Raw genomic sequence first — 12,408 nt, 5'->3', positions numbered from 1 at the left:
GCGGGCGAGCCGTCAGCAGGCGCCGGCGGCGCGGGCGCGGCCGGGCCGTCAGCAGGCGCGGGTCGCGCAGGCGCAGGCGCGGGCGAGCCGTCAGCGGGCGCGGGTTGCGCGGGCGCGGCCGGGCCGTCGTCACCTGCGGCAGACCGGGGAGTACGCGCCGGACGGGTCCCCGGCGCGGGCCGCGCCGGACGCTCACCGGCCGGGCGGGCCGGGGTGCCGCCACGCGGACCCTCCCCCACCCCACCGGCACCGGCCGGGGTGGGCGTGGTCCCCCACTCGCCCGGAGCGGGAACGCCCGGTGGGCGGATCGGCCGCCGTCCACCACCGGCCTCGGACTCGCCCGGTTCCTTCGCGCCCGGCCAGGGCTTCGCCACCCGGGAAGCGAGCACGAACTCCTTGCGGAGCGGGTGCCCCTCGAACTCCGGCGGCAGCAGCAGCGGCAGCAGGTCCCGATGGCCGGCGAAGTCGATGCCGAACATCTCGTGCGTCTCCCGCTCGTGCCAGGCGGCACCGGGGTAGACCTCGACCACCGAGGCGACCGTTGGCGCGTCGCGCGGCAACCGGGTGCGCAGCAGCACACCGTGGCGCAGCCGCGTCGACCAGAGGTGCGCCACCACGTCGAAGCCGTCGGTCAACTCGTCGACCGCGGAGAGCCAGTCGAAAAAGTCGCAGGCCAAGGCGTCGTCGTCGCGGGCGGCCCGGACAGCGGTCAGCCAGCTGTCCGGCGGGACGTCCACGGTGGCGCGGGCGAACCGTTGCCCGCCGGAGACCGACGGGGTCGCCGCAACCGGCGCGAGCAGCGCGACCAGCCGAGCGCCGACCTCTTCGGGAGTCATGCCGCTGATCCTAGTGCCGGTCGGGTCCACGCCTGGCCGCCGCCGAGGCCCGGTGATCTGCCGGCTTTGCAAGCGGCGCGACCCCCGGCGGGGAAAGATGAGGACGTGCGCGCTGTGACTGTGCAACCCGGAGTCGCCAACTCACTGAGCCTCGTCGAGGATCAGCCGGAGCCGGCTGCCGAGGAAGGCTCGGTGCTGGTCGAGGCGCTGGCGGTCGGGATCTGCGGCACGGACCACGAGATCATCGCCGGGGAGTACGGCGAGGCGCCGCCGGGTGCGGACCGCCTGGTCATCGGGCACGAGTCGCTGGGCCGGGTGATCGAGGACGCCAGCGGCACGCTGCAACCCGGTGACCTGGTGGCCGGGATCGTCCGGCATCCCGACCCCGTCCCCTGCCCCAACTGCGCGGTAGGCGAGTGGGACATGTGCCGCAACGGTCTGTACACCGAACACGGCATCAAGGCGCTACCCGGGTTCGCCCGCGACCGCTGGCGGATCGAGCCCCGGTTCGCGGTCGGGCTCGACCCGGCGCTGGCCCAGGTCGGCGTGCTGTTGGAGCCGACAAGCGTGGTGGCGAAGGCCTGGGACCACATCGAGCGGATCGGGCACCGGGCCGAGTGGCAGCCGCAGACCGTCCTGGTCACCGGGGCGGGGCCGATCGGGCTGCTGGCCGCCCTGCTCGGCACCCAGCGCGGGCTCTCCGTCCACGTGCTCGACCGGGCCACCGACGGGCCGAAGCCGGAACTGGTCGCCGGGCTCGGCGCCACCTACCACGCGGTGCCGGTCAACGACCTGCCCTTCGAACCGGACGTGGTGATCGAGTGCACCGGCGCGCCCACTGTGGTCCTCGACGTCATGTGCAAGGCGGGCCCGACCGGGATCGTCTGCCTGGCCGGGGTGTCCAGCGGTGGTCGGAGCATCGACTTCGACGCCGGCGCCCTCAACCGGGCGTTGGTGCTGGAGAACAACGTGGTCTTCGGCTCGGTGAACGCCAACCGGCGGCACTGGAACATGGCGGCGCAGGCGCTGGCCCGCGCCGACCAGGTCTGGTTGGAGTCGCTGATCACCCGTCGGGTGCCGGCGAACAGGTACGCCGACGCGTACACCCCCGGGCCGGACGACATCAAGGTGGTGCTGGAGTTCGCCTCCTGAGCGCCGCCCCCGCTCAGATGCCCGGCAGCCGGCCGTTGCGGAACAGGTCGACGAAGAGCTGGTGGTCCTGCCGGGCGCGCACCCCGTACGCGTGGGCGAAATCCACAAGGTGGGCGACGAAGCCCGGCTCGTCGGCGTCCACCGCTGCCACGATCGCCTCCTCGGTGGAATAGTCCACCAGGTCGTGGCTGGACTCGTCGTCGGCGACCGAGTGCATCCGGGCCACCGCCCGGCCCAGGTCGACGAGGACCCCGGTCAACTCCTCCGGCTCGTTCACGTCCGACCAGTCCAGGTCCGCGGCGTACGGGGAGACCTCGGCGACGAGCTGACCGGCCCCGTCGAGCTCGGTGAAGCCCAGCCACGGGTCGGCGTGCGCCTGCAACGCCCGCTGCGATTCGGCGGTCCGGTGCCCCTGGTGCTGGAAGTAGCCGCGGACCGACTCGTCGGTGACGTACCGCGCCACGGCCGGCACCTGCGCCTGCTTCATGTAGATGACGACGTCGTTCTCCAGGGCCTGGGTGTGCCCCTCCAGCAGCAGGTTGTACGACGGCAGCCCGGCGGACCCGATGCCCACGCCCTTGCGCAGCACCACGTCCTTGATCCGCGCCGCCACCGGCCGGAGCTGCGTCGAGGCGGTCGGCAGGGTGCCCAGGTAGTCCTCGAAGGCGGCGCACACCCGGTCCCGGGTGGCGTCGTCGACCTCGAAGACCCCGTCACCGACGGAGAACCGCCGTTCGTAGTTGTCGATGGTCGTCTGCGTGGCGAGCAGGTCCACGCGGGTGTTGAGTCGGGCCTGCTGGAGCACCCGGCGCAGCACCCCGTCGGCGTTCTCCAGGGTGATCGAGCCGATCGCGTCGTCGCCGCCGGCGGCGATCGCCCGCAGCTCCGTCAGGTACGACCGGGCGAAGCCGGCGACCAGATCGCCGATCGACGTGTCGGAGAGAGCCTTGCCGTAGCCGAGCAGCGCCACGCTGGCCGCGAGTCGGCGCAGGTCCCAGGTGAACGGCCCGACGTACGCCTCGTCGAAGTCGTTGACGTTGAACACGAGTTGCCCGGACGCGTTCATGTAGGTGCCGAAGTTCTCCGCGTGCAGGTCACCGTGGATCCACACCCGGCTGGTCCGCTCGTCGAGGAACCGGTCGTCGGCGAAGTCGCCGCGCTGGTCGGCGTAGAACAGCGCGGCGCTGCCCCGGTAGAAGGCGAACGGAGACGCGGCCATCTTCCGGAACTTGCGGCGGAAGGCGGCCGGGTCGATCGCCATCGACGCGCCGAACTCCTCGGTGAGCACGTCGACGATGTGGGTGGACCGCTGGTCTGTGGAGCTGGTCATGATGCGCAGGCTAGCCCGGCCCGGCCACCCGTACGTCAGTTCGTGGCGGGTGGGCGTACCGGCGCGGCGGTGAGCGAGTCGACGGAGCGCGGGGCGGCGGCTTCGCGGGGCGGGGCGTCCAGCGGGGAGGCCAGCAGGTCCCGTTGCGGCACACCGCCGACGCCGGACTGCTCGGCGGCGATCTTTTCCTGTAGGCGCAGGATGCCGTGCAGTAGTGCCTCCGGCCGGGGTGGGCAGCCGGGCACGTAGACGTCGACCGGGATGAGCTGGTCGACGCCCTTGGTCACCGAGTACGAATCCCAGTAGGGGCCGCCGCAGTTGGAGCAGGCGCCGAACGAGATGACGTACTTCGGTTCGGGCATCTGGTCGTAGAGCCGCTTGATCGCCGGCGCCATCTTGTCGGTCACCGTGCCGGACACCACCATGAGGTCGGCCTGTCGGGGACCGTGGGCGAACGGGATCACGCCGAGCCGGATGAAGTCGTGCCGACCCATGCTGGTGGCGATGAACTCGATCGCGCAGCAGGCCAGCCCGAAGTTGAACACCCAGAGCGAGTAGCGGCGGCCCCAGTTCAGCACGAACCGGATCGGCTCGCCGAGCACTCCCGGCAGCTGCACGAGCGCCCCCTCTCCTCCCCGACAGTGAATCACAGGCAGCGTCGACGCGGCCCGGCGGTGAGCTGCCCGGGTGCCCGGCCGACTGTCCCGGACCCGACAACGAATCGACATAGATCGACGCGCAACCTACCGGCGCGTCCGCCCGTGTGACTGATGCTGGAGAACATGCCGCCAGCGGCCACCAGGGGGAGGGCGAGTGGTTGTGACGAGAGACGTGCGGGTGGGTGGGCGACCGCCGGACAGTCCGGGCAACTTCACCCCGACGGCCACCGAACTGGTCTTCGACGACTTCTACCACGCCCACTTCCGCGGGCTGGTTGTGCAGTTGACCGCGTACACGGGTGACCGCGGGCAGGCGCAGGACCTGGTCCAGGAGGCGTTCTGCCGGGCGTACGCCCGCTGGGACCGGCTCGCCGGGTACGAGGACCCGTTGGCCTGGGTCCGCAAGGTCGCCTGGAACCTCGGACACAACCGCTGGCGGCGGCTGCGGACCGCCCAGTCGTGGCTGCTGCGGCAGCGGGAGGCCCACGTCGCCGGGCCGAGCCCCGACCGGGTCGCCCTCGACGTCGCGTTGGCGAAGTTGCCGCCGAAGCAGCGGCGGGCTGTCGTTCTGCACTACCTCGCCGATCTGTCGGTCGCCGAGATCGCCGCCGAGGAGCGGGTTGCCGAGGGCACCGTCAAATCCTGGCTGCACCGGGGCCGGACTGCCCTCGCGACCCACCTGCGGGACACCAACGAGGAGGTGCGGAATGTCTGAGCAGGAGACCCTCGGCCTCGCCGAGGAATTTGCCCAGTACCGCCGTACCGTGCTGGACAAGGTCGAGGTGCCCGGCCCCGCCGCCGTCCGGCGGACGGTACGAGGCCGCAACCGACGCCGGTGGGGGGCCACCGCCACGACCGTGCTCGCGCTGTTCGGCGGGTCCGCCATCGGGTACGCGGCGATGAACGGCCCGGACCGTCGGCCGGGTCCGGTCGACCCGACGCCGAGCATGTCGGTGTCGCCCACGCCGGATGGCTCGACGAGCCCGACTCCCAGCCCCGCCGTGAACAGTGGCGGCCCCGGCTCCGCAGTGCCTGACGGCCGGATCAGCCGGGCGCAGTTGCTCGGCGCATCGGTGACCCTGCCGGCGTGGCGGGCCGGGCCTGGCTGCCCGACGTCGGCCGTGCGGATCAGCGGCGACGACCGCGAGGGGGTCAACTGGCTCGTGGCGCTCGACCACGGCGACGTCGACGCTGACGGGGCGGTGGAGACGGTGGCGCTCGTGCAGTGCGTGCTCGGCACCCGCGGTCCCATGCAGGTGGTCGCCTTCGACCGGGACGAGCGGGGGAAGGTGGTCACGCTCGGCCGCGTGGTGGCGACGACCATCGACAAGCCGCAGTGGCTGTTCGCCCTCGACGTGGTGGGCGACGGCACGGTCCGCGTGCAGGTGGGTGACATCGCTCCCGGGGGCGGCTGGCCCGCCGACTGGTCACAGAGGCAGTGGCGGGGCTACCGCTGGAAGGGCGACGCCTTCGCCCAGGTCTCCGGGCCGACGAGCTTCGGTCCGAACCGGCACGACGTCAACCTTGTCGTCACCGCCACGAATCTGGTGCTCGCCGACGCTGCCGACGGCTCCAGGGTCGGCGCGGTCACCGTACGCATCCGCAACGGGGCCGGGCCGGCCGCCTACGTGGCTCTGCGGCTGGGCCTGCCGGCGGAGGTCCGCCCGGACGGCAGTGGTTGGGCGACGTGCCGTAACGACCCGGAGACGACCCGGGAGCCGGTGACGTGCGACCTGAACCGGCTCGAAGCCGGCAAGGAGATCCAACTGACGTTGGGCTTTCGGGTTCCGGCGGGCACCACAGTCGGCACCGGCAGGGCCGACGTGGACGTCCGGGCGATGGACGCCAACTTCGACTTCGTCGAGGAGGTCTACGACGTGGACAACACCGTCTCGATCAGCTACCGCTGAACCGGTCGGTCCGGTCCGCCGTCAGGCGACAGCGGACCGGACCGGCGGCGTCACCAGGTGGGACGTTGCAGCAGTCCGACGAACTCCACGAGCAGCCGTTCGCGCAACGCTGGCGGGGCGGCGTCGAGCAGTGTGTTCACCACCGCCAGCCGGTCCGGCGTCGCCGTGCCGACGCCACCGAGTCCGAGCCCGGCGGCGAGTCCGGCGACACGTTCGGGCGTGAGGGCGTCCGGGGTCAGCGACGTCGCCAGCGCCACCAGCTCGGGCGGGAGGGCGACCGGACCGGCCGTCCGGGCGGCGGCCACCGCCTCGACCAGGTCGGGCCCGAACTCGGCGACTCGGGGCGCGACCGAGGCGGTCACCGTGAGGTGCACACTCGCCGGCAGCCCCGCGTAGGACAGTTGGGGCTGGGTGTGCCAGCCGCGCGCGGTCAGCTCGTCGACAAGCACGAACAGGTCGGGGCCACCCTCGGTGGCGGTGAAGCAGACCACTGTCGACTCGGGCTCGGCCAGCAACCGCAGCCCGTCGACGGCGCGGACCGCGTCGGCCAGGCCGGCGACCGCGTCCCGGGTGACTTCGGCCAGCCGCAGGTAGCCGTCGTCGCCGAGGTGCCGCACAGTGGCGTACGCGGCGGCGATCGGCCCGCCCGAGCGGGTGGACGCGATCACCGGGTTGATCATCGTGTAGCCGGGCCAGTCCGCGTACGCGAAGTACTGCGGGGCGCGGAGAGCGGCGTCCCGGTGCAGCAGCACCGACACGCCCTTCGGGGCGTACGCGTACTTGTGCAGGTCCACCGAGATGGAGGTGACCCCGGGTACCGCGAAGTCGAACGCCGGCACCGGCTCGCCGAGGCGGCGCAGGTACGGCAGGGTCCAGCCGCCGAAGCAGGCGTCCACGTGGCAGCGCACCCCGGCGTCGGCGGCCACCGCCGCGATCTCCGCGACCGGGTCCACCACCCCGTGCGCGTACGACGGGGCGGAGCAGGCGACAAGCACCGTCTCCGGGCGGATCGCGGCGGCCATCGCGGTCGGGTCGGGGCGCAGCGTGTCCGGGGACACCGGCACCACGTCCAGCGCCACCCGCAGGTAGTGCGCCGCCTTGGCGAACGCGGCGTGCGCTGTCGACGGCACCACGATCCGGGGCGCGGCGATCTCCGGGTGCGCGTCCCGGGCCGTCTTGACGGCGAGGATCAGCGACTCGGTGCCGCCACCGGTGACGCTGCCGACGACGTCCGGGGCGGTGGTGCCCGGACCGGCGCCGAGCACCCGGCCGGCGGCGCCCACCAGGGCGTTCTCCATGGCCAGCAGGGACGGAAACGCGGTCGGGTCCAGCCCGTTGACGTGTGCGCTCTCCCGATGCGCGGCGGCGGTCAGCTCGTCCAGGCCCGGTACGGCGGGGTCGTAGACGTACGCGAACAACTGCCCCCCGTGGGTCGGCCGGTCGCCGGCGCGCAACTGCCGAACCTCGTCGAGCGCAACCTCAGCCGCGACCCCGAGAGGCAACGCGACCCGGCCCTCGACAGTGCTCTCGTCGATCATCAAGTGCTGGTGCCCTTCTCGTGACCTCAACGGCGTTCGTCCCCGAGCACAACTCCCGGACCGCCCGGAACGTCCTGCGGCTCGGGGGTCAGGTGGCCGGGGGTGAGGGTGTATTGGCGAAGCAGGAGGATCGGCGGGGCGATCAACAGGGCCGGGATCAGCGTGAAGCCGAGGAGGACGCCCAGCCGGGCCGAGTCCGACTGGACCGCTGCCGAGCCGGTGTCGGAGGACACGTAGCCGGCAAGCTGGAGCACCAGGCCGTAGATGCCCGGGCCCAGCGCCAGACCGAGAGTTTCCCCGGCCGTCCACAGGCCGGTGAAGACACCCGCCTGTCGCCGACCGGTGCGCTTGGTGTCGTACGCGATGCAGTCTGGCAGCATCGCCAGCGCGAAGACCTGCTGTCCGGCGTACCCGACGCCGATCACCGCGACCACCAGGTAGACGGCGACCGTCGGAAGCACCGGCGCGGCGACCAGGGCGAGCGCTCCCACGGCGAGGATCAGCGAGGCGGCGACCAGCGCGGTCCGCTTGCCGAGCCGGGCACCGACCCGGGACCAGATCGGCATCACCAGCAGCGCCGGCCCGACGAAGCAGACGAAGAGCACTGTCGGCCCGCTCTTGTCGTCGCGCAGGATCTGCGCCGCGAAGTAGTTGACCCCGGCCAGGATCGTCGCCACCCCGGCGGACTGCACGACGAAACAGATCAGCAGCGCGCGGAAGGGGCGGTTGGCGGCGGCCACGGCGAGTTGGGCGCGCAGGGTCGGCTCGCTCCCGCTCACCGTGCCGGTCGGCGCGGACCGGGTGCCGAGGAACGCGCCGAGGGCGCCGAGGGCGATCAGCACCGCCACGAACAGGCCCATCCACCGGTGTCCGGCCACGCCGTCCCCGCCGGCGGTCACCACCAGCGGCGCGATCGCGCCGGAGACCAGGATGGCCAGCGCCAGCACCGCGATCCGCCAGCTCATCAGCCGGGTGCGCTCGGTGTAGTCGTCGGTCAGCTCCGCCGGCATCGCCACGTACGGCACCTGGAAGAAGGCGAACGCGGTGGCGGTGGCGAGGAAAGCGAACGTCACGTACGCGGCGGCGGCCGAGCCGTTGCCGAACGGCGCGGCGAAGATCGACGCGAACAGGACGGCGAGCGCGAGGCCGCCGATGAGCAGGTACGGCCGGCGGGCGCCCCAGGGCGATCGGGTGCGGTCGGAGATCCGCCCGGCGACCGGGTTGACAAGCACGTCCCAGGCTTTCGGCAGCAGCACCAGCAGGGCGGCCAGACCGGCGGCCACGCCCAGCGTGTCGGTCAGGTATGGCAGCAGCAGCAGACCGGGCACGGTGCCGAACGCACCGGTCGCCAGGGAGCCGAGCGCGTAGCCGGCGTGCACCCGTCGAGGCAGCGAGCCGGCGCTCGGCGGCGTTTTCATGGGGCCGAATATTACTCACGTTGCGTCGGAGGTCACATCCCCTCATCTGGTGATCAACCCGCCGGCCCGTCCCGGACATCCACACCGTCGGGTTACCGGCAGCGAAGCCCGCAACCGCCTCCGCAGTCTTGGAGTGTTACCAGCGCCGAGGGGCAAACCAGTCCGGCGGTGACGGGGGAGGGGCAGTGACAGCAACGATGGGGGCCCGCGCCAACGAGCCACCGGCGGCACGAACGGCCGGTGCGGTGGTCGAGGAGACGATCACCTTCGACGACTTCTACCACGCGCACTTCGGCAGCGTGACCGCCCAACTGTGTGCGTACACCGGCGACCTGGGCCATGCCCAGGACCTGGCCCAGGAGGCGTTCTACCGAGCGCTGGCCCGCTGGGACCGCCTGGTCCGCTACGACGACCCGGTGGCCTGGGTCCGCCGGGTCGCCTGGAATCTGGCCCGAAGCCGCTGGCGACGCCTGCGTACCGCCCGCAACCACCTGCTGCGACAACGGCGCACCGAGGCCGAGGTGGCCGGCCCGACACCCGACCGCGTCGCCATCGACGCGGCGCTGGCCCAACTGCCCGCCAACCACCGCCGCGCGGTCATCCTGCACTACCTGGCCGACCTGTCGGTCAGCCAGATCGCCGCCCAGGAAGGGGTGGCCGAGGGCACCGTGAAGTCCTGGTTGCACCGCGGCCGGACAGCCCTGGCCGGGCTGCTCGACGAGAACACCGAGGGGGTGTGCGATGTCTGACCTCGACCCGCGACTGCGCCAGCGGCTCGGCGCGTACCGCAATGACGTGATCAGCAGCGTCGCCGGTCCCGGTCCCGACCAGGCCCGACAGCTGCTGCGCCGACGACGGCGGATGGCGGCGGTGGCCGCGGCCGCGGTGGCTGTCGTGCTGGTGGTGGCCCCCGTCGTCGCCAACGCCGCGCTCAACAACGACGACCGGAATCCGCCGGTGCCGGCGGAGTCGGTCACACCGACGCCCCCGCCCCCGTCGGCGCCGCCGACGCCGCCGCCCCCGACCGGGTCACCGTCGTCGAGCATCGCCCCCACCGCCCCGGACGGGCGGATCAGTCGGGCCCAACTGCTCGCCGCGCGGGTCGACCTGCCGAATTGGCAGCCGGGCGAGATGGAGGGCGGCTGCGCCACCGCCAAGGTTCGGCTCCGAACCGACACGGACGACACCTACGTGTCGGAGCTGGCAGAGCACGCGTTCAGGTACGGAGACCTCGATGGCGACGGCGCCGTCGAGACCATCGCCGTCGTCTCCTGCCGGTACGGCGAGGCGTCGGCGAAGCAGGTGGTGGCCTTCGACCGGGACCGGGACGGCCGGATCGTGACGCTGGGCAGAGTGTTCCGGACCGGCGAAGGGCTCCGGGACGTCCTCGCGACGGAGGTCGACAGGTCCGGGTCGGTCGAGGTGCGGGTGGCGGACATCCAGCCCTGCTGCGGCACACCGGGCTACCTGCAACGGGAGCAGGTGCGGACGTACCGGTGGGACGGCGAGCGGTTCAACCAGACCGACGGCCCCACGGCGTTCGGCAAGGATCCCCGGCTCACCGACCTGAGGATGAGCATGACCCACGAGCTGGTCGACGTTCCCGGTGCGGACACCCGACGCACCCTCACCACGGTGTTCACTGTCACCAACGCCGGGCCGATCGACGCGCCCCAGGTCGCATTCCACGGCATCGAGGCGGGCGAGCGGAAGGGCGGCGACTGGTCCCGGTGCGACCCGAACCCCTCGCTCCAGGCTGACAACCCGACGTGCCTGCTGCCGGGGGTTCCGGTCGGTGAGTCGCGCCGTTACACCTTCGTCCAGCTGGTGCCGGGCACGCCGAGAGCCGACGCGCAGACCCAGCGGTTCTTCGTCTTCCACTGCGACGCCCAGGACCGCTGGTGGCCCGACCTGAAGAAGGACGACAACGAGGTGACCTCTCCGATTCGCTTCTGAACCACCGCGCGGTGCCCTGTCCCCTGCCGGGACGGGGCACCGTCTGCTGGCCGGGGCGGCAGCCACCACGCGCGTCTCGCGTCGGTCAGCCTTCTCCGTCCGGAGACCAACCGGCCGCCGCCATGTCCACGCCCTCGCCGCGCAGCGGCGCCCCCTCGGCGCGCAGCCGGGACCGTGCCTCCCGCTCATGCCCCGGCGGCAACCGGCCACCCGCCGTCACCACCCGATGCCACGGCACCGAGCCGCCGTGTCGGGCCATGATGTTGCCCACCAGCCGCGCCGAGGCACGACCCGAACGCTCGGCGAGCGCATCGGCGACCCCGCCGTACGACATCACCCGGCCCGCCGGGATCCGCTCGACCAGGTCGAGCACCGCCTCGACGTACTCGTCAGGAGTCACAATCCGCCACCATATGGGAACGCCGCCGGGCGGTGCGGCGGTGACCACGCAGAATGGTCGGGTGCGCGACGCAGTCACGGCGGCCCGGCGGGTCGTCGTCAAGATCGGATCCTCCTCGTTGACCACCGCGACCGGCGGGCTGGCCGACGAGCGCGTCGACACGCTTGTCGACACCCTCGGCCGACTGACCAGCGAGGGACGCGAGGTGGTGCTGGTCTCCTCCGGCGCGATCGCCGCCGGCCTCGCCCCGCTCGGGCTGCCCCGACGCCCGCGCGACCTGGCCACCCAGCAGGCCGCCGCCAGCGTCGGGCAGGGCCTCCTGATCGGCCGGTACGCGGCCAGCTTCGCCCGGCACGGTCGCACCGTCGGGCAGGTGCTGCTCACCGTCGACGACGTGACCCGACGGGCGCACTACCGCAACGCGTACCGGACGCTGCGCAAGCTGCTCGACCTGGGGGCAGTGCCGATCGTCAACGAGAACGACACGGTGGCCACCCAGGAGATCCGGTTCGGCGACAACGATCGGCTGGCCGCCCTGGTCGCCGCGCTGGTGCACGCCGACCTGCTGGTGCTCCTCTCCGACGTGGACGCGCTCTGGACCGGCGACCCCACCAATCCGCACTCGACCCGGATCGCGGAGGTCCGTGACGACGCGGACCTCGCCGGGATCACCATCGGCGGAGCCGGCCGCTCCGGCGTCGGCACCGGCGGCATGGTGACCAAGGTCGAGGCCGCCCGGATCGCCACCGGCTTCGGCATCCCGGTGGTGCTCACCGCCGCCGACCTGGCCGCGCCGGCCCTGGCCGGCGACCCGGTCGGCACCCTGTTCCATCCGCAACGGCAACGCCCGACAGCCCGGCTGTTCTGGCTGGCCCACGCCACGTCGCCCCGGGGGCGGCTGCACCTCGACCCGGGCGCGGTGGCCGCCGTCGTCGGCCGGCGCAAGTCGCTGCTACCCGCCGGCATCACCGCCGTGGACGGCACCTTCACCGCTGGCGACCCGGTGGACCTGGTGGACACCGCCGGCGCGTCGGTCGCCCGTGGGTTGGTCAACTACGACGCGGTGGAGCTGCCGGGGCTGCTCGGGCGCTCCACGTCCGAACTCGCCGCGGCGCTCGGCCCGGCGTACGAACGAGAGGTCGTCCACCGCGACGACCTCGTCCTGCTGTGAGGAGTGTCGGCATGAGCGAGCGCCAGCGAACGAATCAT

At 72.7% G+C, this 12,408-nt stretch carries 11 protein-coding genes and 1 pseudogene; 6 read left to right on the top strand and 6 right to left on the bottom strand.

Annotated elements, in window-relative coordinates:
- Positions 1 to 269: 269 nt before the first annotated feature.
- A pseudogene (locus ABZU25_RS03575) lies at positions 270 to 836 on the bottom strand (NADH-quinone oxidoreductase subunit C); the annotation flags it as partial.
- Between the two features lie 105 nt (positions 837 to 941).
- Between ABZU25_RS03575 and ABZU25_RS03570 the strand changes: the two are divergent.
- Positions 942 to 1,988 carry a glucose 1-dehydrogenase gene (locus ABZU25_RS03570; protein ID WP_355027735.1) on the top strand — a complete coding sequence of 349 codons (1,047 nt, stop codon included), beginning with the start codon at positions 942 to 944 and terminating at the stop codon, positions 1,986 to 1,988.
- A gap of 13 nt (positions 1,989 to 2,001) precedes the next feature.
- Here ABZU25_RS03570 and ABZU25_RS03565 read toward each other — a convergent pair whose 3' ends face one another.
- Both ABZU25_RS03565 and ABZU25_RS03560 read right to left on the bottom strand, forming a co-directional pair.
- Complete coding sequence (locus ABZU25_RS03565) at positions 2,002 to 3,318, bottom strand: DUF2252 domain-containing protein (protein WP_355027734.1); 1,317 nt, start codon at positions 3,316 to 3,318, stop codon at positions 2,002 to 2,004.
- 35 nt (positions 3,319 to 3,353) lie between these two features.
- On the bottom strand, positions 3,354 to 3,935 hold the full coding sequence (locus tag ABZU25_RS03560; protein ID WP_355027733.1) for an NADH-quinone oxidoreductase subunit B family protein: 582 nt from the start codon (positions 3,933 to 3,935) through the stop codon (positions 3,354 to 3,356).
- 220 nt (positions 3,936 to 4,155) lie between these two features.
- Here ABZU25_RS03560 and ABZU25_RS03555 point away from each other — a divergent pair, with 220 nt between their 5' ends.
- Both ABZU25_RS03555 and ABZU25_RS03550 read left to right on the top strand, forming a co-directional pair.
- Complete coding sequence (locus tag ABZU25_RS03555; protein ID WP_355027752.1) at positions 4,156 to 4,692, top strand: SigE family RNA polymerase sigma factor; 537 nt, start codon at positions 4,156 to 4,158, stop codon at positions 4,690 to 4,692.
- A complete protein-coding gene (locus ABZU25_RS03550) occupies positions 4,685 to 5,887 on the top strand; it encodes a hypothetical protein (protein ID WP_355027732.1) in 1,203 nt (400 codons plus the stop codon). The genes ABZU25_RS03555 and ABZU25_RS03550 overlap by 8 nt, the downstream gene beginning before the upstream one ends.
- A 50-nt stretch (positions 5,888 to 5,937) precedes the next feature.
- Here ABZU25_RS03550 and ABZU25_RS03545 read toward each other — a convergent pair whose 3' ends face one another.
- Complete coding sequence (locus ABZU25_RS03545) at positions 5,938 to 7,425, bottom strand: aminotransferase class V-fold PLP-dependent enzyme (protein WP_355027731.1); 1,488 nt, start codon at positions 7,423 to 7,425, stop codon at positions 5,938 to 5,940.
- A gap of 26 nt (positions 7,426 to 7,451) precedes the next feature.
- Complete coding sequence (locus ABZU25_RS03540) at positions 7,452 to 8,843, bottom strand: MFS transporter (RefSeq protein WP_355027730.1); 1,392 nt, start codon at positions 8,841 to 8,843, stop codon at positions 7,452 to 7,454.
- 185 nt (positions 8,844 to 9,028) lie between these two features.
- On the opposite strand from ABZU25_RS03540, the gene ABZU25_RS03535 reads away from it, so the two are divergent.
- Together ABZU25_RS03535 and ABZU25_RS03530 are read left to right on the top strand one after the other, a co-directional pair.
- Complete coding sequence (locus tag ABZU25_RS03535; protein WP_355027729.1) at positions 9,029 to 9,592, top strand: SigE family RNA polymerase sigma factor; 564 nt, start codon at positions 9,029 to 9,031, stop codon at positions 9,590 to 9,592.
- On the top strand, positions 9,585 to 10,799 hold the full coding sequence (locus ABZU25_RS03530; protein WP_355027728.1) for a hypothetical protein: 1,215 nt from the start codon (positions 9,585 to 9,587) through the stop codon (positions 10,797 to 10,799). Before ABZU25_RS03535 ends, ABZU25_RS03530 begins: the two co-directional genes overlap by 8 nt.
- A gap of 85 nt (positions 10,800 to 10,884) precedes the next feature.
- Here ABZU25_RS03530 and ABZU25_RS03525 read toward each other — a convergent pair whose 3' ends face one another.
- Positions 10,885 to 11,199, bottom strand: a complete 315-nt coding sequence (locus ABZU25_RS03525; RefSeq protein WP_355027727.1) for an MGMT family protein — start codon at positions 11,197 to 11,199, stop codon at positions 10,885 to 10,887.
- Between the two features lie 13 nt (positions 11,200 to 11,212).
- Between ABZU25_RS03525 and proB the strand changes: the two genes are divergently transcribed.
- Entirely contained in the window at positions 11,213 to 12,370 is a 1,158-nt protein-coding gene (gene proB / locus ABZU25_RS03520) for a glutamate 5-kinase (RefSeq protein ID WP_355027726.1), read from the top strand.
- Positions 12,371 to 12,408 lie beyond the last annotated feature (38 nt).

This window comes from Micromonospora sp. NPDC005215 (assembly GCF_040607915.1).
Taxonomy (GTDB): Bacteria; Actinomycetota; Actinomycetes; order Mycobacteriales; family Micromonosporaceae; genus Micromonospora.
This window is presented reverse-complemented; position numbering and strand designations above follow the sequence as displayed.